Annotated in this window: 26 protein-coding genes and 1 pseudogene; 26 read left to right on the top strand and 1 reads right to left on the bottom strand. The window is 64.0% G+C overall.

Features of this window, described 5'->3' with window-relative positions; all coding sequences use genetic code 11:
- The first annotated feature begins 35 nt into the window (after positions 1–35).
- From lysS to truA, 3 genes and pseudogenes are all read left to right on the top strand, one after another.
- A pseudogene (lysS, locus tag VFO29_09360) lies at positions 36–1,481 on the top strand (lysine--tRNA ligase).
- 236 nt (positions 1,482–1,717) lie between these two features.
- A complete protein-coding gene (locus tag VFO29_09355) occupies positions 1,718–2,152 on the top strand; it encodes a DUF5069 domain-containing protein (GenBank protein ID HET9393707.1) in 435 nt (144 codons plus the stop codon).
- Positions 2,092–2,931: a tRNA pseudouridine(38-40) synthase TruA gene (gene truA / locus VFO29_09350; GenBank protein ID HET9393706.1), complete on the top strand. Its 840-nt coding sequence runs from the start codon at positions 2,092–2,094 to the stop codon at positions 2,929–2,931. The genes VFO29_09355 and truA overlap by 61 nt, the downstream gene beginning before the upstream one ends.
- Here truA and VFO29_09345 read toward each other — a convergent pair.
- Positions 2,915–3,787 carry a hypothetical protein gene (locus VFO29_09345; protein HET9393705.1) on the bottom strand — a complete coding sequence of 291 codons (873 nt, stop codon included), beginning with the start codon at positions 3,785–3,787 and terminating at the stop codon, positions 2,915–2,917. The genes truA and VFO29_09345 overlap by 17 nt on opposite strands.
- 178 nt (positions 3,788–3,965) lie before the next feature.
- Between VFO29_09345 and rplM the strand changes: the two genes are divergently transcribed.
- The 23 genes from rplM (at position 3,966) to secF (ending at position 22,649) form a co-directional block, all read left to right on the top strand.
- The gene (rplM, locus tag VFO29_09340; GenBank protein ID HET9393704.1) at positions 3,966–4,391 is read left to right on the top strand and encodes a 50S ribosomal protein L13; all 426 of its coding nucleotides are present in this window, start codon (positions 3,966–3,968) and stop codon (positions 4,389–4,391) included.
- Positions 4,388–4,777: a 30S ribosomal protein S9 gene (gene rpsI / locus VFO29_09335; GenBank protein ID HET9393703.1), complete on the top strand. Its 390-nt coding sequence runs from the start codon at positions 4,388–4,390 to the stop codon at positions 4,775–4,777. Before rplM ends, rpsI begins: the two co-directional genes overlap by 4 nt.
- A gap of 85 nt (positions 4,778–4,862) precedes the next feature.
- Positions 4,863–5,942 carry a DUF3810 family protein gene (locus VFO29_09330; protein HET9393702.1) on the top strand — a complete coding sequence of 360 codons (1,080 nt, stop codon included), beginning with the start codon at positions 4,863–4,865 and terminating at the stop codon, positions 5,940–5,942.
- A 61-nt stretch (positions 5,943–6,003) separates the two neighbouring features.
- Positions 6,004–6,222 carry a hypothetical protein gene (locus tag VFO29_09325; GenBank protein ID HET9393701.1) on the top strand — a complete coding sequence of 73 codons (219 nt, stop codon included), beginning with the start codon at positions 6,004–6,006 and terminating at the stop codon, positions 6,220–6,222.
- On the top strand, positions 6,215–6,547 hold the full coding sequence (locus VFO29_09320; protein HET9393700.1) for a hypothetical protein: 333 nt from the start codon (positions 6,215–6,217) through the stop codon (positions 6,545–6,547). The genes VFO29_09325 and VFO29_09320 overlap by 8 nt, the downstream gene beginning before the upstream one ends.
- Complete coding sequence (locus tag VFO29_09315) at positions 6,544–6,831, top strand: hypothetical protein (protein HET9393699.1); 288 nt, start codon at positions 6,544–6,546, stop codon at positions 6,829–6,831. The genes VFO29_09320 and VFO29_09315 overlap by 4 nt, the downstream gene beginning before the upstream one ends.
- Before the next feature lie 3 nt (positions 6,832–6,834).
- A complete protein-coding gene (locus tag VFO29_09310; protein HET9393698.1) occupies positions 6,835–8,298 on the top strand; it encodes a flagellar M-ring protein FliF C-terminal domain-containing protein in 1,464 nt (487 codons plus the stop codon).
- A gap of 13 nt (positions 8,299–8,311) precedes the next feature.
- Positions 8,312–8,752, top strand: coding sequence for a FliH/SctL family protein (locus VFO29_09305; protein ID HET9393697.1), 441 nt, complete (start codon positions 8,312–8,314; stop codon positions 8,750–8,752).
- Positions 8,749–10,005, top strand: coding sequence for a hypothetical protein (locus tag VFO29_09300; protein ID HET9393696.1), 1,257 nt, complete (start codon positions 8,749–8,751; stop codon positions 10,003–10,005). The genes VFO29_09305 and VFO29_09300 overlap by 4 nt, the downstream gene beginning before the upstream one ends.
- Positions 9,984–10,490: a lytic transglycosylase domain-containing protein gene (locus VFO29_09295; protein HET9393695.1), complete on the top strand. Its 507-nt coding sequence runs from the start codon at positions 9,984–9,986 to the stop codon at positions 10,488–10,490. The genes VFO29_09300 and VFO29_09295 overlap by 22 nt, the downstream gene beginning before the upstream one ends.
- A gap of 10 nt (positions 10,491–10,500) precedes the next feature.
- On the top strand, positions 10,501–12,036 hold the full coding sequence (locus VFO29_09290) for an aspartyl protease family protein (GenBank protein ID HET9393694.1): 1,536 nt from the start codon (positions 10,501–10,503) through the stop codon (positions 12,034–12,036).
- A 59-nt stretch (positions 12,037–12,095) separates the two neighbouring features.
- The gene (locus VFO29_09285; GenBank protein HET9393693.1) at positions 12,096–12,638 is read left to right on the top strand and encodes a hypothetical protein; all 543 of its coding nucleotides are present in this window, start codon (positions 12,096–12,098) and stop codon (positions 12,636–12,638) included.
- Entirely contained in the window at positions 12,629–13,285 is a 657-nt protein-coding gene (locus VFO29_09280; protein ID HET9393692.1) for a hypothetical protein, read from the top strand. Before VFO29_09285 ends, VFO29_09280 begins: the two co-directional genes overlap by 10 nt.
- Entirely contained in the window at positions 13,282–14,052 is a 771-nt protein-coding gene (locus tag VFO29_09275; GenBank protein HET9393691.1) for a FliM/FliN family flagellar motor C-terminal domain-containing protein, read from the top strand. The genes VFO29_09280 and VFO29_09275 overlap by 4 nt, the downstream gene beginning before the upstream one ends.
- A complete protein-coding gene (gene fliN / locus VFO29_09270) occupies positions 14,049–14,306 on the top strand; it encodes a flagellar motor switch protein FliN (GenBank protein ID HET9393690.1) in 258 nt (85 codons plus the stop codon). The genes VFO29_09275 and fliN overlap by 4 nt, the downstream gene beginning before the upstream one ends.
- Positions 14,306–14,962: a flagellar type III secretion system pore protein FliP gene (fliP, locus tag VFO29_09265; GenBank protein HET9393689.1), complete on the top strand. Its 657-nt coding sequence runs from the start codon at positions 14,306–14,308 to the stop codon at positions 14,960–14,962. The genes fliN and fliP overlap by 1 nt, the downstream gene beginning before the upstream one ends.
- A gap of 9 nt (positions 14,963–14,971) precedes the next feature.
- Complete coding sequence (metF, locus tag VFO29_09260; protein ID HET9393688.1) at positions 14,972–15,871, top strand: methylenetetrahydrofolate reductase [NAD(P)H]; 900 nt, start codon at positions 14,972–14,974, stop codon at positions 15,869–15,871.
- Between the two features lie 37 nt (positions 15,872–15,908).
- Positions 15,909–16,175 (top strand): flagellar biosynthetic protein FliQ, encoded by a 267-nt coding sequence (locus tag VFO29_09255; GenBank protein ID HET9393687.1) that lies wholly within the window; start codon positions 15,909–15,911, stop codon positions 16,173–16,175.
- Positions 16,172–16,885 (top strand): flagellar biosynthetic protein FliR, encoded by a 714-nt coding sequence (locus tag VFO29_09250; GenBank protein ID HET9393686.1) that lies wholly within the window; start codon positions 16,172–16,174, stop codon positions 16,883–16,885. The genes VFO29_09255 and VFO29_09250 overlap by 4 nt, the downstream gene beginning before the upstream one ends.
- The gene (locus VFO29_09245) at positions 16,878–17,879 is read left to right on the top strand and encodes an EscU/YscU/HrcU family type III secretion system export apparatus switch protein (GenBank protein HET9393685.1); all 1,002 of its coding nucleotides are present in this window, start codon (positions 16,878–16,880) and stop codon (positions 17,877–17,879) included. Before VFO29_09250 ends, VFO29_09245 begins: the two co-directional genes overlap by 8 nt.
- A complete protein-coding gene (locus VFO29_09240; GenBank protein ID HET9393684.1) occupies positions 17,876–19,891 on the top strand; it encodes a flagellar biosynthesis protein FlhA in 2,016 nt (671 codons plus the stop codon). Before VFO29_09245 ends, VFO29_09240 begins: the two co-directional genes overlap by 4 nt.
- A gap of 47 nt (positions 19,892–19,938) precedes the next feature.
- Positions 19,939–21,315 (top strand): protein translocase subunit SecD, encoded by a 1,377-nt coding sequence (gene secD, locus VFO29_09235; GenBank protein ID HET9393683.1) that lies wholly within the window; start codon positions 19,939–19,941, stop codon positions 21,313–21,315.
- Entirely contained in the window at positions 21,315–22,649 is a 1,335-nt protein-coding gene (gene secF, locus VFO29_09230) for a protein translocase subunit SecF (protein HET9393682.1), read from the top strand. Before secD ends, secF begins: the two co-directional genes overlap by 1 nt.
- The last annotated feature ends 107 nt before the right edge of the window (positions 22,650–22,756 follow it).

Raw genomic sequence — 22,756 nt, 5'->3', positions numbered from 1 at the left:
ATCTCGGAAAGACTGAAGAATCACTCGTAGCGGCCAGACGTGAAAATCTGGCCGCTTTGCGTTCGCGCGGAAACGATCCGTTCGCGCAGACTCGCTATGCCGTCGACACGACAGCCGGCGAACTGCTCGAGAAATACGGTTTCCTGGAAGCCGGCGCAAAAGCCGACAGCGAGAACTGGTCGATTGCCGGCCGTTTGATGTCGCAGCGCCCGCACGGCAAGACGGCGTTCGCCGATCTGGCCGATCGAACGGGCCGCATGCAACTCTACGTCCGCGGCGATGAAGTCGGCGGCCGGTTTGCCGACTGGAACGATCTCGACATCGGGGATATCGTCGGCGTGCACGGCTACATGTTCCGCTCGCAAAAAGGCGAGCTTTCATTGCACGTGCTTTCGTTTGAAGTGCTGGCCAAAGCGATGTATCCGCTGCCCGACAAATGGCACGGTCTCACCGACGTTGAGAAACGGTACCGCCAGCGCTACGTCGATCTGATCGTCAACCCCGAAGTACGCGACGTCTTCATCGCGCGCAGCAAAATCCTGGCCGAAATGCGGCGCTTCATCGACGCGCGCGGGTTCTACGAAGTCGAGACGCCGACGCTTTTACACGTCGCCGGCGGCGCGGCTGCCCGCCCGTTCGTTACGCACGTCAACGCGCTCGATCAGATGATGCAGCTGCGGATCGCCACCGAGCTCAACCTAAAGCGCCTCATCGTCGGCGGGCTCGAGCGCGTCTATGAGATCGGCCGCATCTTCCGCAACGAAGGCATAGATCCGGTGCATAATCCGGAGTTCACGATGCTCGAGCTGTACGCGGCCTATTGGGACGTCAACGACATGCGCGAGTTCAACGAATCGTTGATCGCGCATTTGGTTTCGAACGTCACCGGGGGGAAAGACGAGCTGCAAATCGGCGACAAGACCGTTTCGTTCAAGCAGCCTTTCAAATGCGTGGAATACCTCGACCTCTTGCGCAGGCACGGCGGTCACACGCGCGAGCAATTGCTGGATCCCAAAGGCGCGGCCAAGATTCTGAAAGCCCTGGAGTTGCCGGAATCGCCCTCGCATGCGCACGCGCTCGACAAGATTTTCGAACGCGTGGCGGAGCCGCATCTGTTCGAGCCGACCTTCGTAACAGGTTATCCCGTCGTAATTTCGCCGCTGGCCAAGCGCCGCAAGAACGATCCCGAGATCACCGACCGGTACGAACTTTTCTGCGCGAACGCGGAGATCAGCAACGCGTTCACCGAGCTGAACGATCCCGACGATCAGCGCGAACGGTTCGAAACGCAGATCAAACAACGCACCGCGGGCGATGAGGAGATCCCCGAACCGGATTGGGATTTCGTGCGTGCGCTCGAGTACGGAATGCCGCCCACAGCCGGAATCGGCATCGGCGTGGACCGGCTGGTTATGCTGCTGACGAATCAGCCCAGCATCAAGGACGTCTTACTCTTCCCGCTTCAGCGGCAGCACGGCTGAAGCTCGCTGGCTAGGAGGCCGCGCGGCCCGGGTCCCGTTTCGCTTGGCCACGCGCTCGCTGCGGAATCCCGCCTCCGCTCACCCTGCCTCTTCAGGCCGCTCTCGCCATCCGTGCCCTTCGACAGGCTCAGGACTCGGCGCATCGCGCCTGCGGCTGGACCAGGAACGCGGGCCGTGCGGCCGCCTGGCTACCGAACCTGTGCAACCCACTTAAAGTAAGGTGGGTCTACGGGGGCATGGACTTAACAAAAACATACCCCCGCAGTGTGCACGAAAAGGTGCTGGGCATCGTCCAGCTGGGCCGAGCAATCGATAAGGGCAAGGCCACGGCGCACGGCAACGTTGGAGAATACCACTTCAACTGCCCCATGGATAGCGCAGTCTTCGCGTTTCTCGGGATCAACGGTGAAGAATTCTTGAGCGTCATCAAGAACGCCAAGAGCGATGCCGAGATCGAGGCGTACGCCAAGCAATTCGTCGACAAGAAAACGCCCGAGCAGATCGAGGCGTGGAACCGCGAATGGGTGACGCACGAACCGGAAGGCGAATCGAAGACGTACTTCCTGCAGTTGCGCGATCAAGTGGCCCCGGATCGGACGGACGTGACGAGCTGGGCGGACTTGCTGGATCTGGACGAGCGCCGTCCGGTTCCGCAGCGCGTAGCAGCTTAACAACGATCAGAGCCGTCGTCGAGTACGACGGCTCTGCTTTTTGCGGCTTTCAATTCCAACCCGAGCTGCGCACGATCGCCGGCGAGCTCGAGCGCGCCCTTTCGAAGTTGTGTGCAAGCCCGGTGAAAGTGACGTCCGCAGGACGCACCGATACCGGGGTACATGCGACCGGGCAAGTGATCTCGTTTAAGACCGAAGCGCGCTTTCCATTCGAACGGCTGGCGCTGGCCGCCAACACGGAATTGCCGGCCGATCTTTCAATTCGCGAAGCGGCAATTGCGCCGGATGATTTTTCAGCGCGCTTTTCCGCCGTTGAGCGCACGTACATCTACGTTATTTTGAATCGCCGGCAACGCTCGCCGCTCTTCGCGCGTTATGCCCATCACGTCTGGCTCCCGGTCGACGTCGAGGCGATGAGGATAGCGGCGGCTCACTTGATCGGCGAGCACGATTTTCGTTCGTTCTGCGGCGTGCTGCCCGAAAGCGGGCCGACCACACGCACGCTGCGCGGAATCGATATCCGTCGCGCCGGCGATCTGGTGCGCGTGGAGATTCGCGCGGACGGCTTCTTGCACCGCATGGCGCGCAATATCGCGGGCACGCTGATCGAATGTGGAACGGGAAGGCGCGATGCCGCCACGGTGCCGGAGATCCTGCGTACGTCGAATCGCGCGGCCGCCGGGCTTACCGCGCCGGCTCACGGGTTATATTTGGCGGGCGTGCGCTACGGTGACGGGTTCGACTCGTTTCGCGAACCGCCGGTCACCGGCGGATTGTAAACCCAAACCCCAAGTAATGTGCTTTCGAGTGACCGGCCGCGTTAAAGGCCGTGCCCAACTGTGCGCTGATCAGGACGTTGCGTCCGAATTCGTGCTGCACGCTGAGCGTTCCGGAGCTCTGCGCGCCGGAGTTCATCGCAGCCGCCGAAATGCTGCGTAGTTGAAGCGTGAGCCACGTCTTGCGCGCGACCGGCGCGGTGACGGCAAGGGCGAATGTGGCGGCGGTCCGCTGCGCGTGGCCCATTCCGCGCTGACGAAACCAAAACGCGCCGGCTTGCGCCGTCAAAATGAGATTCGATCGCGGCGGCGCCCACGAACCGGTGAGTGCGGCTTCGGCCATCGGTACCAAACTCAAATGCGCCAGCGCGTTGAGCTGCGGCCGCGATTCCACCGAAAAACTCGACGCGAAGACGCGGGTTTGCTTTAGCGAGGCTTTCAGTCCGAAGCCGGGATGGGTGAAGTAAAAGACGCCGAGTCCATCCACTCCTGACTTGGCCACGTCGGACGGGGCATCCATGAATACCTCGAGATTGCGTGCAACCCCGAACCGGATGGTGGCCTCGGGATATGCGGCCAAGGCCGTGCCGCCCACGCTGGAGGCGTTCTGATAGTACGTGACGTCGATGACGCTGTGACCGCGGGGCACGACGCACGCGTTCAGTTTGGCATGGGTCGGGTTGGCAATGGTGTGCACGGTTTGCCCGCAGAGCGCCTCGATTTGGCGTGAGGCGCTCGAGATGGGCCTATGTGCCGTTCCGCCCTGCGGGACGAGGGCCGCAGCGGGCTGTGCCGCGAGCGCCGATCCGGATAATGCAAAAAAGACGGCGGCTATAGCGCCGAGAACGCGAAGCTCCATGGGGCGGCTTGTTTGCTTGGTTAGCTGCTGTCTGCCTGCCGCTAGGCCAAACCCTCACAAAGGGTTAAGATTCCATTAGAACCCCCGGCCGGCCGGCCCAGGCCCGCGCTTGACGGCGGACTCAGCCGCACGTATAGTAGGTCGGTTGCCCTCTGTAGACTCGCTTATAAGGAAGACCATGCGCACGTACCAACAGAAAACCGCCGAGGCGAAACACGATTGGTATATCGTTGACGCCGCGGGTCAGCGTCTCGGAACGCTGGCGGTGCGCATTGCCCGGACCCTTGCCGGCAAACACAAACCGACTTGGACGCCGCACATCGACGACGGCGATTTCGTTGTGGTTGTGAACGCGGAGAAGGTGGAGCTGGGCGGCAACAAGTGGGACCAAAAAGTGTACTACCGTCACAGCGGCTATCCCGGCGGCTTGAAGACGCAGACGGCCCGTGAAGTGATGGATAACCATCCCGAACGGCTGATCGAGCGCGCAGTGCGCGGCATGCTTCCGACCAATAAGCTGCGCGACGTCCGCTTAGGACGGCTGCACGTCTACACCGGCGCCACACATCCGCATGAAGCGCAGAAACCGCAGGAGCTCGCGTGATCGATAACTTTCAAGGTACGGGACGCCGCAAGCGATCGGTCGCGCGCGTGAAGATCGCGCTCGGAGAAGGAAAGATCACCGTCAACAAGCGGCCCATCGAAGAGTATTTCACGCGGCAGACGCTGCAGCAGATCGTGCGCCAGCCGCTCGAAGCAACGCAGAGCCTTTCGCGCTTCAACATCGACGTAAAAGTCGAAGGCGGCGGCACGTCCGGCCAAGCCGGAGCGCTGCGCCACGGCATCGCCCGCGCGCTGGTGGAGATGGATGAATCGCTGCGCGTCATTCTGCGCAAAGCCGGCCTGCTCACGCGCGACCCGCGCGAAAAAGAGTCCAAGAAGTACGGCCGCAAGCGCGCCCGCAAGCGCTTCCAGTTTAGCAAACGGTAGAACAGGCGCATCCGCCCTGCGGGCTCCGCGCCCCCCGTCGGCAAAGCCGCCGGGGCCCCCGACCTTCGGTCCCTCTGCCAATTAGTTGAAACGCGCATCAGTTCTTATCGACACCCTCCTGATCGCCGCAGGGCTCTTTGCCGTGCTTTGGCATCCGTCCGCGCAGTGGGTCGAAGCCGAGTTCAGCAACGGCTGGTATCCCAAGTGGGAGAATTTCTGGGGAGCGTTCACGCCTTCGGTGTTCTTTTCGCTCGGCGACTTCGTGGTGCTCGCGGGCGTCGTTGTTCTGATAATCAAAGTCTGGAGAAACGTCGCGCGCATGCGACGCGGCCGCTTCGGCGTTCCGCTGCTGCGCTTGCTCGCCGGTGTGGCGGCTTTGGCGGGATTGTACGCATTTTGGTTTTACGCCGGATGGGGCTGGGGCTATAATCGCGCGCCGCTCCAGACGCGCGTCGTGTACGACAGCTCGCGCATCACGCCCAAGAACGTTGACGCATTGCGCCGGCGTGCGGTCGCCGAAATCAACCGGCTGGCGCCGCTCGCACACGCGCAGCAAGACGCGGCGCCCGGATACTCGCCGCTGGCGGACGAGCTCATGCGCAACGCGTGGATGCCCGTCGTGCAGCGCTTGGGCGATCGCTGGACGCCTTCGGTGGCGCCGGCAAAATGGTCGCTGGCGGGATTCTTCATGGACGCCGGCGGCACGAGCGGCTTCACGAACCCGTTCACCCTCGAGACGCAGCTCGCGCCCGACCTGCTGTGGTTCGAGCGCCCCTTCTCGCAGGCGCACGAATGGAGCCACGTGGCCGGTTACAATCGCGAAGACGAGGCTAACTATATCGCAGCGCTGACGTGCATGCGCGATTCGGATGCGATCGCGCAGTACTCCGGCTGGCTCGCAGTCTTTCTGTATCTGCCGCCGCTGCCGAAGTATCCGCATACAATGTTTGCCCCGCAAGTCTGGCAAGACTTCGCCGCGCTGCGCGCGCGCAATGCGCACTTCGTGAACTTGAGTTTTTCGAGATTTTCCTGGCGGGTGTACAACTCTTATCTCAAGTCGAACCGCATTGCGTCGGGAGTGCGCAACTATGGCGAAGTGACCCAACTCTTGGTGGCAATTCCGCTGAACCGTCAGGGTCTGCCCTTTCCGCGCGTCTCGCTCTAGGGACATGTCGCGGTAACATCCGCGCACGTTTTCGGACACGAACCGCGCGTAGCGTTGGGGCATGTTCGATGTTGCAGACTCACTGATGGGCGCGCTCGCGTCCGCCAAGAGCGGCCTCGCTACCGCCGCCGGCGGCGTATCGCGCTCGGCGACTCCGCTGGGTTCGGCGCGGACCGAGAGTACGTTGGCCCAGGCCGCCGGCCAAGCGATCTTCACCGAAGCGTTGCTCAATGCGGTACACGCACGGCTCGCCGAGATCAAGAGCGTCGCGCATGGATAGCCTGGACATGTTACGCACGGCGGCGAGCGGCATGGATGCGCAACGTGCGGCGCTCGACGTCTTCGCGCGCAATGTAGCGGCCTCGCAAGCTGCCGGTCCAAAGGGATCCTACGAACGTTTTGTTCCGCAGTTCCGGCTCGTTGACGACGGCGGCTCGTCGCGTATTGTCTACGCCGGCGCGGCGAGAAGCAGCGGGGACGACGCCGGCGTTCTCGCCGAGATGGTCTCGGTGCTGAACGCGTCGCGCGCCTATGAAGCAAACGCTGCGATCTTCGAAATCGGCAAACACGTCGCGGAGCGCACGATCGAGATGGGACGCGTATGACCGTGACACCGTTCGTTCCGGATGTTCCGAGCCCGGCGGGCCACGCGAACGTGATGCAAACGCATGAAGCGGCGCAACCCGGCAGCTTTGGCAAGGTTCTCAACGATCTCGAAGCGGCTTTGGGTTCGGCAAACGGCGCCGAGGATGCGTTCGCAAACGGCACTGGAGATTTGCAGAGCGCGATCTACGAGCGGGCTCGTGCCGACGTCGCCATAGCGGTAGCGACCGCCGCGTCGCAGCGTGCGGCGCAAGCCTTGCAAGCGATCTTCACCATGCAAGTCTAGCCCGTGCAACTCGCGCTGCTGCTCGAACGGTGGAAGAGCCTGCCGCGGTTGGCACGGACCGCCGCGGGCTGTATTGCGAGTTGCGCGATAGTGCTGAGCATCGTTTCGGCGATGCTGGCGCATCCGCAGCGCGCGGCGCTCTTTTCATCGAGTTTGCATGCCGAGCAGTTGACCGAGGTTGAAGAACGGCTGGCGAGCTGGAACGTTTCGTTCGCGCCGGTCAGCGACAACGTTCTCGTTGACGGCAAGAGCCGCAGCAATCTGCTCCTGCGCCTCTCCCTCGCGGGCGTGCCGCACGCGCACGTCGAGAGTTCGAACGACGTGTTGAGCAAGATCGGAGCGCTCACGCCGCAAGCCGTCATCGACGCGCAGACACGCGACGGCTTGGCGGGCGACATCGAACTGGGATTGCGCGGCATCGACGGCGTGCAAGACGCGAAGGTCATCGTCGCGCCGGCGAAGCCCGCGTACTTCGCGGATGAGAGCGCCCGCGACGCGAGCGCGAGCGTGCGCCTGCGCTTACTGCCGGGCGCGCACCTTGCCGCCGACGCGGTTGACGGCATCAGGGCGTTCGTCGCGGCGAGCGTCCCCGATCTGGATGCGCGGCACGTCACGATCGTGGACGACCGCGGGGTGGCGCTCGGAGGCGGAGATCAGAACGGCGGCGGCGCCGAATTGCAAGCCTCGCTGCAGTCTGCCCTCGATTCGGCGATCGGCGCGGGCGCCGCGATCGTGCGCGTCCACGTCGATTACGAGCGGCGATCGCTGCAGAGCAGCGTGACGCGGCGCGTTCCCGCGAGTTCCGCAGCGATTGCCGGAACGGTACAGCGCGAACACTACGACGGCGGCGGCAAACGGTACGATCGCACCGATCAGCAGCTCGATCGCGGAAGCGAGACCCGCGAACTCACGGCTTCATCGCCGGCCGGAGGGATCGCGCGAATCACGGCGGCGGTTTTCGTCGATGCGGCGCGGGGCGCAGATCTCTATCAAGTCCGGTCGCTCGCCGCCGCCGCACTCGGCATCGATAAACGCCGCGGCGACTCGCTTGAAGTTGGAACGATCGCATTCACGCACGCGGCCTCTCCGCGCAAGGATGCGTGGTGGCTGGCGTATGGCGCGATCGTTCCACTTTTGCCGACGCTGGTCGTTGCGCTCGCCGCGCTCGTTGCACTCCGGTGGAGCACGCCCGCCATCGGCACGCTGCTGCATGCATTTTTGGAGCGCTCGCGCATCGCGCGCGGAGCGGCGGCGGTTTCGGGAATTCCGCCCGGACGAGTCCGCGGCGCGCTGGCGAACGAGCCGCCGCACGCCGCTGCGGCGATCATCAGCGCGCTGCCGGCATCGACGGCGGCCGCCGTACTCGACATGTATCCGCCCGAAGAACGCGCGGCCATCGTGCGGCGCATGCAGCGGCCGGCATCTCCGCTATTTTCGGATCCGGAGAGTTTGATTGCAAAAGCCTGAAGGGTTTCGCAGTTTGGCCGACCGCTTGCGCGAGCCGCGCGATGAGCAGCTTGCCGCGCAAGCCGAACCGCCCGAAGACGATGGCGTGCATGACGGCGATCGGATCGCCGCGGCGCGCGAGGTCCGGCTCTTCATGGCGCGCGTCGCCGAAGCGGTCGAATCCGCAACGGAGATGCTGCGTGCGGACATCGCGGCCGAAATCGTCGGACGCGAATTGCAGCTGGCGCCGGCCGACCTTCGCTCGATTGTCGAACGCACCGTACGCCGTTACGTGTTGGAGACGCCGGTTCGCGTGCGCGTGCATCCCGACGATCTCGGCGCGTTTGACGGAACGGTACCTGCCGTCGCGGATGCGCAGCTGCGCCGCGGCGACGCCGTGCTCGAATTACGAACCGGAACGATCGATGCATCGCTCGGCGCCCGCCTCGACGCAGTGCTGAGAGCGTGCCCGTGATCGCTCGCGGGACCGTGACGTCGGCGCGGCCGGCTCTGATTGAAGCGCGCATTCCCGGAGTGTCGATCGGCGACGGCGTTCGGATGACGTGTTCGCGCGGTGCGATTTATGGAGTCGTGTCTGCGCTTTGCGACGGCGCTGTACTGGTGACGCCGTGCGGTCGAATCGACGGCCTCGGCCCGGGCGATGCGATCTGCAGCGACGCCGCGACGCTGGAAGCGCCGCTCGGTTTGTGCGCCTTGGGCCGCGCTTTTGACGGCGGGTGCAAACCGATCGACGGAAAACCGCCGCTGCGCGCCGCGTTGCGGAGGATCGACACGCGTGCTCCGGCGCCCGGAAGCCGCCGCGCGATCCGGCAGCCGTTCTGGACCGGAGTGAATGCGATCGACGCATTGCTGACCGTCGGGACGGGCGCGCGCGTCGGAATCTTTGGGCCGCCGGGTGCGGGCAAGTCGATGCTGCTGCACGCGTTGATGCGCGGCGCGCAAGCCGACGCAGTAGTGGTCGGACTCGTCGGCGAGCGCGGACGTGAAGCGGAAGAATGGCTTCGCGCAGCCCCCGCACGCGCGACAGTCTTTTGTGCGACCGGCGATCGCGCCGCCGCGGAACGCGTCAATGCAGCTCGACTTGCGATGGCGCAGGCGAACCGGTTGCGATCGCACGGGCTGGACGTTCTGTTCATTCTCGACAGCTTCGCGCGCCTCGCCGCGTCGCACCGCGACATCGCCGTGGCGTGCGGTGAAAGCGTTGGGCGCGGCGGGTACCCCGCGCGAGTCTTTGCCGAGCTGGCCGCTTTCGCGGAGATCGCCGGCAAGTTCGAGACCGGTTCGATCACGCTCTTTGCAACGATCCTCAGCGACGGTGACGAGCGCGATCCGGTCAGCGATGCGGCACGCGCCCTGCTTGACGGTCACATCCAACTGTCGGCGGAACTCGCACATGCCGGGAAGTTTCCGGCGATCGACGTCTTGAGCAGCATGAGCCGGACGATGGACGCCGTCGCGACCTCCGAACATCGAAGCGACGCAGCGGCGGTGCGCGCGGCGATCGGCGAACTCGAGCGAACGAAAGAAGCGCGCGCTATTGGGATCGTGCCGATCGGAGAAGAGTTTGCTCGCGCGCTGGCGGCCGAAGGATCGATCGAATCGTTCCTGCGCGAAACAAACGTGCGGCGCCCTGCGGCTACACTCGAACGGTTGCGCGAACTCGCCCGCAGTTTAAAGGAAGAAGCGTGGAGTTCCCAGCCGGCTTAAGCGCGATTTTGCAGCGCATCGCGCAGATCGAAGGCGCGCCGCCGCTTGCCGCGGATCCGCCGGCGTTTGAACCGGCATTGCCGCGGACCGGTTCAAACGACAGGTTCCAACGTCTCATCGACGCGAGCGCCGCGAAATACGGCGTGGACAGCGCGCTCGTGAAGGCGATCGTTGCCAATGAATCCGGCTTCGATCCGGGCGCGACGTCACCGTCGGGCGCTCAAGGCCTGATGCAGCTCGAACCGGCGACGGCGGCGGGGCTGGGCGTCAGCGATCCGTACGATCCCGTGCAGAACATCAACGGCGGGACGCGCTATCTGCGCGGTCTCTTGGATCGCTTTCACGGCAACATGCCCCTGGCGTTGGCGGGATACAATGCAGGACCGTACGCGGTCGAGAAGTATGGCGGTGTTCCGCCTTATGCCGAAACCCAAGCGTACGTCGAGGCCGTCCTGCGAAGTTACCGTCGCTATAAGCAACGTTAGCAAGCTGCTCTTGGCTGCGTTGGCGCTGACGTTCGCTGTGCCGCGAGCCGCGAGCGCACAATCGCCGCCGGCGCTTGAAAACATTCTGTCCTCCAGGCGCGCGGCCACCGCCGCCATGCGCGTTCGCGAACCGCGCTCGAGCGAAGTTCGCGGAATCGTGAGCGGTGCGGCCTTGCGCGGCACGTTTACGAGCTGGCACGACGGCGCGAACCAGCGTTACGATGAAAACACGGGTGTGCGGCTGCAGGCGACGTACCGTCTGGGCGATCGCGAATATATCGTGAACGAAAACGGGGCGGTCCGCGAGCTTCACGGTCTGCTGCGTGCGCGTCAGGTCACGCAAGACTTCATCGAAAGCGACACATTCGTAGACCAGCCCCAGTACGATCAACTCTTGGGGCTGCAGCAGCTTCCGGATGGACGCGAAGTCTACGCCATTGCGGTTTCGCCGCCGCAGGGGCAACCCGAAACGCTCTACCTCGACCGCAAGACCTGGATGCTCGACCGCGTCGCGTTCGACGACGCGGACGGAACCTCAACGGAAGACTACTACGACTACCGCGTTTTCGCGGGTTTACTGCTCGCTCAGCGTTCGGTCGAATCAAACGGCGATCACGCTTTCGATCTCACGCGCCTGACGACCAAGGTCTTCGTCGATCGCCCGATCTCGCCGGACGTCTTCACGCTGCCGGAGTCGGCTGTAGTGCAGGTGAGTGCGCCCGTTACGGTTCCGCTCTCGTTCCGCGATACGCACGTCTATGTCCGCGTTCGCATTCACGATCGCGGCTACACGTTTTTGCTCGACAGCGGCGCGCAGGCGATCGTGCTCGACGGGCACGTTGCGCAAGAACTCGGACTAAAACCGGAGGGGCAGCTCGAAGTGGCGGGCGCCCAGCGAACGGGCGGATTGGGCGTGGCCGCATTGGATTCGATCGAAATCGGAACGGCATCGCTGCCGGTGAAGATGGTCACCGTGTTGGATCTGCGCGGCCTGACGGGCGCTCCGCCGATCGACGGCATTCTCGGGTATCCGTTCTTCGCGGCTGCCGAAGCGCGCATCGATCCGGATTCGAGCACGATGACGTTCGGCAAGCCGGGTATGCTCAAGCCGGACGGCACGAGTTTTGACGTCGACTCGGACCGCGAACTGATCGAGCTGCCGGCAACGGTGAACGGAGCCGCGGGCCGGTTTGTCCTCGACACCGGCAATGGGAACGAGTTGCTCGTCTATAGTCCGTTCCTGCACACTCATCAGGGTCTGATCGCCTATGCCGGCGGGCGTTTCGCCAACAACATGGGAGTAGGCGGATCAGCAAACGCCGTCGGTGTCACCGTCGACGAGCTCGACCTGGGGCCGTTCCGGTTCTTTAACTGCTACGCCAACGTTATGCTCGGCACGCAGGGCGCCTTTGCGGACCGGTTCGCCGCCGGCAACATCGGGTTGGGCATTCTCAAGAACTTCATTTTGACGATCGATCTCGCCAACGCAAAACTCTACGCGCATCCCTCCGCGCATTTCGACGACGGCCGCCGCCGCGGCAGATAACAGTCATTCCGTAACCCTCTTGCCACACGCCGTTCACAAGCGGCGCGTAGCTTCGCGGCATGTCCATTACGCAAGAATTGCAGTTCAGCGTGTTGAGCGCACCGCTGGCCGCCGCGGACCGGCGCGTACTTTCGCAGGCTTGGTACTCCGCGCTGTACCGGCCGGAAGCACCTGCGGCAAGACAGCCGCTTGCGCGCGCGCAGGGAGCGGAAGAGCGCAGTGCGTCCCATCCCGTCGCGAAGGAAGAGCGCGCGCGTGAGTCAATCCGAAACGCGCCGGGGCGTGCGGTGCACGTGCAGCGAGCCGTTGGAGCCGGCATCGCGGACCGGCGCGCGCCGCGTTTGCCGCTGGCGCGGAAGATCGCACTGTTTGTGGCGCGGCCACGCCGTAAAAAATCCGGCGCGACGTTCACGATCGATGGCGCTCGTGGTCGCGTGCGCGTTTTGGTTCGCGCCGACGGGAACCGCGTCCGCCTGATCGCGCTTTGCGCCGAACCGATGAAAGCAACCGTTTCAGCGGCGCTCGCGCAAGCCCGCTATACGCTCGCCGCGCGCGGCGCGAGCGTTAGCGCAAGAGTTTGGGAGAGGGAATCATGCTCATAGCCGATGCCACCGCGCGTGCGCTCGAAAATGTGGCGGCACGCGAGCGCGATCTCACCGGAGTCTTTCCGCAGATGCAATCGCTGCCGCCGGCCGGCGAATACTTCATAACGCGTGACGAAACGGGACGTCTGCTCTTCACGCGCAGCGACGCTTTGTTCTTGCGCGACGGGACGATGACGGATGCGAACGGTCGCGAGATCCTCGGATACCGTACGCCCGGATCGGCGCTTTCGCCGCTGCGCGCCGATGCCGTGGATCTGGCCCTCGGCGTCACCGCGGATGCACGGATTGGCGCCGATGGTACGGTGAGCTACGCGCGGCAAACGATCGATCCGCGCACGGGAGAGCGGCTGCTGCAGTACACGTCGCTGGGGCGGCTCGCCGTAGCGCGCTTCCCGGCGGGTACGCGTTTGACTGCCGGCGACGGATCGTACTCGGCCGCACCGGCGGGCGTGACGCCGCACATCGGCGTTCCCGGTGATGGAAACTTTGCGCCGTTGGGAGAGGAGCCGTTGGGAGCGCGTAACGGCGATTTGGATTTGGGGCTGCAGCGGCTGCAGGAAGCCTATCTGGCGCTCGATGCGCTGCGCGCGGCGAGCACTGCGCAAGGCAGCGTTCAAAAAACAGCGTTGGACCTGCTGAAGTGAACGTGCTTGGTTTCGAACGCAGTGCGCGCGTCGCCGGCGGACGCTGCGTGCGCGATGCGATTTTTGTGCGGCGCTCGCTGCTGCCCGTGGCCGCGGCTTGCCTGGTTGCCAACGCCGCGCGCGAGACGCTGTCCGAACTCCTCGGAACGGTGACGCTTCGGCTGTTTGAGCCGCTCATTCCGAACGACGCCGCTTGGCGTTGCATCGCGAGCGGTGCGGAGATCTTCGCCGTGCGCGGAAGCGTGGCCGATGCGGCGTTTGTTTTGCGTTCCGACGACGCGCTGTCGCTCGCCGGCGCGGCCTTCGGCGAACGCATGGTTACGACGCGCGCAATGTCGCCGCTCGAAGCGGAATTGCTGGCGCGCATCGTCGGTGCATTGTGCGGTACGCTGACTCCTGTCTGCGGTGCGCGCGCAGACGCACGCATCGAGCGTTTGACTCATCTGACCGGCTTTGTTACGTACTTCGAACTCCTTTTGGAGGAGCCGGTCGAAGCGCGTATCGGCGTCGCGCTGTCGCGCGAACCCGTGCCGCAGGCCGTTCCTTCGCTCGGCATCGCGCATCTGGAGGATATCGAACTCGACCTGGCCGTTGAAATTGCGCACGGTTTCCTACCGGCGCCGGCCTTGTTGAGTTTACGTCGCGGCGACGTTGTAAAACTCGATTCACGGCTGGCAGATCGCGCGATCGTGCGCGCGGGGGAAAACGTCATTGCGCGCGGCGAGTGCGGCGACCTGAACGGCCGCAGCGTTGTGATTCTACAATGACCGCCGATCGCAAGCTGGATATGCTGAACGACGTGCGCGTACGTATTGCGGTTGAGGTCGGCGCGTGCGCGATGCCCATCTCGCAGATTTTGGCGCTGGGCACCGGCTCGCTCGTCCAACTCGATCGCGCCGCCGGCGCTGCGGTGGATATGCTGGTGAATGGGAAGCTGATCGGCCGCGGCGAGATCGTTGCCATAGATGACAACTACGGACTGCGAATCACGGAGCTCGTTGCCGGATCGGAACCTTCATAATGGATGGCCTGATGACGCTCGCCGGCCGCGCGCACGCCTCGCTTCCTTTGGATGTACTCGCTGCGCTTACTGCTCTGTCGGTTGCGCCGTTCGTGCTCGTCATGTCCACCTCGTTCGTTCGCATCGTCGTCGTCCTCTCGCTGGTGCGCTCCGCCATTGGCGCGGCTGCGCTACCGCCCAACGCCGTTCTCACCGGGTTAGCGCTCGTGCTCAGCGCCGCGATCATGTCGCCGACGCTGTCGCGAATCTCGCACGATGCAATCGATCCATACGCGAAGGGGCGCATTTCACAATCCCAATTTCTGGATCGCGCGGCAGCTCCGCTGCGCGACTTCATGCTGCACCAAACGCATTCCGCCGACATCGAGCTCTTCCGCCGCGTCGCGCACCGTCCGCTCGAGGACCCCGCGCGCGCGCCGCTCGTCGTGCTGATTCCGGCTTTCGTTGTCGGCGAGCTGCGTGACGCGTTTGCAATCGGCTTTGCGCTGTATTTGCCGTTCGTGGCGATCGATCTGGCGATCGCGTCGATCCTGATGGGCTTGGGAATGTTCATGCTCAGCCCGTCCGTCATCTCGCTACCCGTGAAATTGCTGTTGTTCGTCATGGTGGACGGCTGGGGGCTGGTCTGCGGAGGCGTCGCGTCGAGCTTTCGTTAAGAAAGCGTCATGCGAATCAGCGACGCGCTGGCGGCGCAGCGGCCGTTCTTTTCGTTCGAATTCTTTCCGCCCAAGAACGACGAGGCTCGTGCTCAGCTGCTCGAAACCGCGCAGACCTTGCGCGACCTGCGGCCAGCTTTCGTCTCAGTGACGTACGGCGCGGGCGGTTCGACACGCGCGCGAACGGTGGAAGTCTCCAAGCAGATCAGCCGCGAGATCGGGCTCAACGTGATGGCGCACGTTACGTGCGTCGGCAGTACACGTTCGGAGTTGCGTTCGCTGCTGAACGACTTGGAGTCGGCCGGCATCGAGAACGTCCTGGCGCTGCGCGGCGATCCTCCGCGCGACGCGGCCGGGTTCGTGCAGCCCGAAGGCGGATTCGCGCACGCGAGCGAGCTGATTGCGATGATCAAGCGCAACTACCGCTTTTGCGTCGGCGGCGCGTGCCACCCCGAGAAACATATCGAAGCGCCCGACTTCGCAACCGACTTGCGCTATCTACGCGAGAAAGTTGACGCCGGCGCGGAGTTCTTGATTACACAACTCTTTTTCGACAACGACAAGTATTTTTCGTTCGTCGAACTCGCCCGGGCGCAAGGCATTACCGTTCCCATCCTTCCGGGAATCATGCCGATCACGAACTTCGAACAGATTCAACGCTTTACGGCGCTGTGCGGCGCGACCATTCCGCCGAAGCTGCTGGTCGAACTCGAGGAGCGGCGCGAAGAACCCAAGGCGGTCGAGGATCTTGGCGTCGCCTTTGCCACGCTGCAGTGCGCGGATCTGTTGCGGCGCGGTGCGCCCGGCATTCATTTCTATACGCTCAACAAATCGCCGGCCAGCCGCGCAATCGTCAGCTCGCTGATCGCGGCCACGGCGTGGCGCCCGTCTTTTGCCGTAGCTCCGTAGCCACAATCCGGTAACAGGCTCGCGTTACCGTCGCCGTATGGCGGCGTTTGACGGGCTCTTGCATCACGCGCTCGTGCTGACGGCGCTCCTGTGCTTGCCGGTTTTGGGCGTCGCGACGCTGATCGGCACCATCGTCGCGGTTGCGCAGGCCGCGACGCAGGTGCAGGAGCAGACGCTATCGCTTTTTCCAAAACTCGTGGCCGTCGGCGTCTGCATCGCGTTGTTCGGTGCTTTCGCCATGCACTCGTGTGCCGATCTTTTCAACGAAGCGATCGCGCAGATTCGCAACTTGACGGCCGGATGAGCGGCGCAGGGCTGCTGGTTTTCGCGCGGTGCGCGGGCTTCGTCTTCCGGGCGCCGGGTCTGTCGCACCCGGCGGTGCCGGCGCCCATCCGCGCCGGGTTAGCTTTGGTTCTTGCGATCGCGCTGTTCCCTTCGGTCCGCGCGCCGGCGCCCGGCAGTATCGCGCTGGTGGCGGCCGTTGCACTCGAACTCGCGATCGGCGCAGCGATCGGCGTCGCGGCATCGATCTTATACGACGGCGCCTATGCGGGAGGGCGTGCGCTCGACGATTATATCGGCATTCGCGGCAGCGTTCCCAACGCACAAGTCTATGCCGCCAGCGGCTTCGGCCGCATATGGTCGCTAATTTTTACGGCGGGTTTTTTCTTGCTGGGCGGCTACCGCATCGCGATCCTTGCATTCGCGCATACGTTTGACGTAATGCCCGCCGGGCGCGTGCCGGACGAGCGCGAACTTTATTTGTACGCGGTCATGTTGCCGGCCGGCATCGTCGAAGCTGCGCTGTTTGTCGCCGGACCCGCGATCGCGCTCGTCTTTGTGGCGCAATGCGCGCTCGGTTCGCTGGCGCGGGTGACGCCGCGTTTTGCCGGCTTCACGCTCACGTTTCCGGTGATGTTCGGCGCGGCACTGCTGGCGACGATCGCCACGATTCCGGTGCTGTTCGCGCGGAGCGGCGTGCCGTGGCTGCGGCTGCCGTTCATGCATGGCTGACAAACAGTTCGAAGCGACACAGTCGCGGCTTGAAAAGGCGCGGCGTGAGGGCGACGCTGCGCGGTCGCAAGACTTGAGTTCGCTGTGCGCTTTCGCTGCCGGAGCGGCAGCGGTTGCCGCAATCGCTTTCCCTCTGGGCGCTACGTTGCATGCGTTACTGGCCGCAGCATTGCGGCGGGCCGACTGGTTTCCGCTCGCCGTTCGAGCCGGCGCGCTGGTTCTCGTCCCGGTTTGCGCGAGCGCTGCGGCGGCGATCGCGTGCGCGGTACTGCAAGCCGGAGGCATGCGTTTTGCGCCGCCGGCCCCGAAACTCGAGCGTCTCTCGCCGGCTGAAAATTTGAAGCGAATTCTGTCGCGCGAAACGGCGATCGGCTTGCTGCGGGGTTTGCTGGCATTTGTCTGCGCGGCTGCGGCAGCGCTGGCCGCGGCACGCGGCGTCGCCGGCGCATCGCTGCACGGCGCGAGCGTCGATGGTCTGGCGGACGCGGCTTGGCATGGGTCACTGCGCGCGGCCGCAGCCGCATGCGCTGCCGGCGGAATCTTCGCGGTGGCGGATTTCGCGACGCAGCTGCGCCGCTGGCGCCGGCGCCTACGCATGTCGCACGAAGAGCTGCAGCGCGATCGCAAAGAGCACGACGGCGATCCGCTGGCGCGCAGCCGCCGGCGCTCGCTGTACCGGCAATTTGCGCGCGGCTCGTTGCGGCGCGTCAGAGATGCAGCATTCGTGGTATGCAACCCCGAGCATATTGCGGTTGCGCTCGAGTACCGGCCGCCCGCGGTGCCGGTGCCGCGCGTGCTCGTGCGCGCGGCGGATGCAGCCGCGCAGCGCGTTCGCGAGATCGCGGCCGACTGCGGCGTTCCGCTCGTGCGCAATGTCGAAGTAGCGCGCCTACTGTACGCGAGCGCGCACGTTGACGACTACATTCCGGTGGAATCGTATGTGGCCGTGGCCGAGATCGTAGCGGATCTGCACAAGACCGGCGGCTTGCGATGAGCCGTGTGCCGACGTACGGGTTTGCCGCACTCGTCCTGTGCATCGTTGCGATCCTCATCGTCCCGCTGCCGCCGCTGCTCTTGGATCTGCTGCTGGGCATCAACGTCTTTGCCTCAGCGCTCGTGCTTTTGCTCAGCGTGACGATCGAAGAGCCGCTCCAGTTTTCAGCGTTCGCTCCGGCTCTGCTGATCGCGACGCTCTTTCGTCTGTCTCTGGACGTCTCGGCGACGCGGCTGATTCTGACGCAAGGGCACGAAGCCGGCGGCGTGGGCGCGATTATTCCGGCGTTCGGCGAGTTCGTCGTGCGCGGCAACCTCGTCGTCGGGCTCATCGTCTTTGCGATTCTGATCACGATTCAGTTCGTCGTTATCGCCAGCGGATCGCAGCGCGTGGCGGAAGTGGCCGCGCGCTTCACGCTCGATGCGATGCCCGGCAAGCAAATGGCGATCGACGCCGACGTGCATGCGGGCGCGCTCGACGCCGAAGGAGCCCGCACCAAGCGCGAGCTGGTTCAACGCGAAGCCGATTTCTACGGCGCGATGGACGGCGCGGGAAAGTTTGTGAAGGGCGACGCAATTGCGGCGCTCGTGATCGTGGCGCTGAACTTGGCCGGCGGTGTAGTAGTCGGCGTGGCGTATCGCGGCCTCTCTCCAGGTGACGCGCTGCAGACGTTCGCGCTGCTTTCGATCGGCAACGCGCTCGTAACGACGCTCCCGGCGTTTTTGATCTCCACGGCGATGGGCATGATGGTGACGCGCGTGGCTTCCGACGGATCGCTCGGATCGGATCTCGCTTCACAACTCTTTGCGCGTCCGGATATGATGCGCGCGGCCGGTGCGCTTCTGTTGGGCTTGGCGCTCGTCCCCGGTCTGCCGCGGCCGATCTTCGTCATACTCGGTTTGTGCGCGTTCGGCGGAGCGCAGCTGGCGCGGCGGCGCCAGAGGTCGCGCGACGATTGGTTCGCGCAGCAGAAGGACGCTGCCAAGCGGCAGGCCATCCGGCGTCCCGAGATGGCGTTGAACTTAGTGGGCGTCGACGCGGTCGCCATCGAGATTGGTTCTGGTTTGGGCAATCTGCTGACGCCGCCGCTGTGCGAGGCGCTGCTGGATCGCATCGGCGAAGTGCGGCGGGCTCTGGCCGCGGAGATTGGAATTGTCCTGCCGGGCGTGCGTCTGCGCGACGATCTGACTCGCGACCCCGATACGTACGCCATTCGCGTGAGGGACGAACTTGCCGCAGAGGGCAGACTCGATCTCGCGCGCATGCTGGCCGTCGGCGATGACGCGGTGCTGGGTCGCATCGAGGGCGAGGCAACGCGCGAGCCGGTGTACGGTTTTCCCGCAAAATGGATCGATTCGCCGGCGCGCGATCGCGCGTTGCAGTCCGGCGCGCTGGTCTTCGATCCGATCTCGGTTGTCGGATCGCACCTTGCCGAAGTGGCTCGCATGCGCGCCGAAGCGCTCTTCGGCCGCCAAGAACTGCAGACACTGCTGGAACATCTGCGCGCTACCGTTCCCACCGTCGTTAAAGAAGTAGGAACCGAGCTGCTCCCGCTGGCTTCCGTCCATCGCGCGTTTGCATTGCTGCTTCGCGAACGCGCGTGGCCCCGCGATCCGGTCGCGATCTTGGAAAGCATGATCGAATGCGCGGCCACCGCACGCGATCCCCGCGACCTCGCCGAAGCCGCGCGCCGCTGCACCGTTCCGGCGCTTTTGCGGCGCAAGGATATCCCCCAACTGGAACCATTGCTGCTCGATCCGCAGCTCGAGCGCGAACTGGCCGCTGCGACCGGAGCCGCGGACCCGCGCGTGGCGATGCGGATCCATGAAGAGGCGGAGACGTACGTACAGTCCGTCGCGCCGCAAAAGGCTGCGATCGTCTGCACGAGCGCCGTTCGGCCGCTGGTGGCCGACTTTTTGGCGCGTTCGGGGCTGCGGATCAACGTCTTTAGCTATGCCGAGATTCCGCCCGAAATCCGCCTCGTGCCCGCAGGGGTCGTGAAGGCCGCCTGAGGCGCTGAAGGCCCAATTTGGGCCCGGCAGAACATTCCGCGGTTGGCATGACCTGGAATAGATGGAAGAACCCGGTAAAGGCGCTGCTCGTCCTGGCGATCGTAGCGCTCTGTTTGTACAGCGCAACGCCGGTGCAAAGGAAGATTTCGTTGGGTTTGGACCTGCAAGGCGGGGCCCGCCTCTTGCTGCAGCTCTACCCGACCGCCGAAGTCAAAACCATCACGCCGGACGTCCAAAATGAAACGATCGACGTCATCGACCACCGCATCAACACACTGGGCGTCACCGAGCCGCAGATTAGCAAATCCGGCGGCGATCGCATTTTGATCGAGCTGCCGCAGGTTAAGAATCCCGAGCAAGCAGAGGCGCTCATAAAAACGGTAGCGACGCTAGAGTACAAGATCGTACCGGTGCCCGTCGTGCAGCGAGCCGAAGCTGCACTGGCGTTGGTCGGCCCTTCTCCGAGCCCGGCCAAATGCAAAGCGAACCGCGCTGCCTGCGACTTCCTCAATAAGGGTGCTTACGCCGCCAGCGGCCCGACCGTCTATTCGGGCAAGGATCTCAAAGCTGCTCAGCCCGCTTACAGTCAGGCAAACCAGCCCATCATCACGTTCCAAACGAAGAATCCGAAAAAGTTCTACACGCTAACGAACTCCAATCTCGGGAAGCCGCTGGGCATGTTCTTGGATAAGCGGTACATTTCGGCGCCGACGATCAACGGCGCGATCTCCGACAGCGGCGAGATTGAGGGTCAGTTCACCGAAGACCAGACGATCACGCTGGCCAACGAGTTAAATGCGGGCGCCCTGCCGGTGGACATCAAGATTGTCGAAAACGAGTCGATTGGGCCGACGCTCGGCAAGATCGATCTCACGAAGTCGCTTTACGCCTCGATGCTCGGTTTGGGACTCGTCTTGCTCTTTATGATCGTCGTGTACCGTTTGCCGGGTCTGCTGGCGGATATTGCGTTGGTCATTTACGTCATCATGATGCTGGGATTGCTCGCGGCTGCGCACGCGACGCTGACGCTCCCGGGTATCGCCGGTTTCGTGCTTTCGATCGGCATGGCAGTTGACGCGAACGTGTTGATCTTCGAACGCATGAAAGAAGAGCTTTGGGCAGGCAAGACAATGCGCGCCGCCGTGCGGACGGGCTTCGCGCGCGCGTTTACGGCGGTCTTCGACAGCCACTTTACGACCATCGTCGGCGCGGGCGTGCTGTTCATGCTCGGCACCGGCACGGTCAAAGGTTTTGCATACACGCTCTTCTGGGGAACCGTGCTCTCGCTGGTGACCGCCGTCTTCATAACGCGCTTCTTTGTCGATCTGCTCGTTGACAACGACGTGGCGACTAACCCGCAGCTCTGGGGAGTACGCGAGGAAGACGTCGGCGTCTTTGCGCGCTCCGCGGCGGCAGGTTCGTAATGTTTTTCCGCCGCCTAAACTGGAACATCGTCGGCTGGTTTCGCATCGTCTCGGCGATCTCGTATGCGATCATCCTCGCCGGCTTGGGTTCGATGCTCTATCATTCGTTCACCGCACCGGGGGGCGGCTTCCAACCTTCGCACGCGCTAAGGCTGGGACTCTCGTTCACCGGCGGCACCGCAGTGAACGTCGTTTTTACGCAGCCCGTGACCCAGGATCAACTGAAGGCCGCAATCGCGCCGTTGGGCATCACCGACGAACGCATAACCACCGTCGGTAAGCCTTCCGCGCCGAACGCCTGGTCGAGGTATTCGATCGAAACGCAAACTGCTTTCGGAAACAATACGAAGGCTGTTTGGGGCGCGCTGAATAAGGCGGCGCCGGTCGACCGTTCGCAGTCGGCCATCACATCCGTCGGTCCGACGCTGGGCCAAGAGTATCTAACGAAGGCGATCGAGGCGCTGATCATCGCGCTGTTGATCCAATTCTTGTACATCGCGTTTCGATTCGGGTGGAACTACATCTTCGGCTTGGTTACCGTCATCGCGCTGGTGCGCGACGCTGCGATGATGATCGGCATCTACGCGCTGGCGGACAGGCGCGCGGACGATGCGTTTCTGGCGGCCGTGCTGACAGTCATCGGCTATTCCGTCATGGACACGATCGTCATTCTCGATCGAATACGTGAGAACACCCGCGTGATGGCGGGCGAAGCCTACGATAAAATCGTCAATACCTCAATTCTGCAGACGATGACGCGGTCGTTCAACACGTTGGCGACGGTCGTGATCACGTTGGTCGCGCTGCTCGCGCTCGGCGGAGATTCGCTCAAGAACTTTGCGTTCGCGCTGCTCGTCGGCATCTGCTCGGGCGGATATCACTCAATCTTTTACTCGGCGCCGCTCGTGCTCTTTTTCCGCAAACGGCAGCTCGATGCGGCAGCGCGCAAACGCGCGGCCGGATTGGCGGCGCAAGGCTCGCGTTCCGCGCGAAGTGTTGCGGAGAGCCGCGCACTGGGCTCGCACTCGGGCATGGCGCGCGAAGACATCGTCGCGGCGCGCAAAGCGCGGCGCGAAAAAGCAAAGTCGGGACGGGGTCCGGCTCCGGTCCCCGCGCGGTATAAACGCAAGCGCGACGAGAGCGCTGCCGGCGCGGTAAGCACGGAAACTGGGACGGAAGCGGGCGCCGAGATGGATCCGCTGGACGCGCAGAGCGCCGGCTTGCATGATGCCGCGTACGACGCCGGTCACGAAGAGATCAAACTCAACCTCGAAGGGTTCGAACCGGAGCAGCCTCTGCCACCGGATGACGCGCAGCAAGACAAACAAGAGTAGCGCCCTCCCGCCACCGACCGCATCCGAGGCCGCGTTCGAACGCGTCCTTGAGTCATTTGGCGCAGCGCCGGCGCTCCTCGAAGCTGAACCCTTCGCATCCGCTCAGG

Origin of the sequence: Candidatus Rubrimentiphilum sp., assembly GCA_035710515.1 — a bacterium.
Classification (GTDB): Bacteria; Vulcanimicrobiota; Vulcanimicrobiia; order Vulcanimicrobiales; family Vulcanimicrobiaceae; genus Rubrimentiphilum.
Note: the sequence above shows the minus strand (reverse complement) of the source record. Positions and strands in the feature narration are given on the sequence as shown.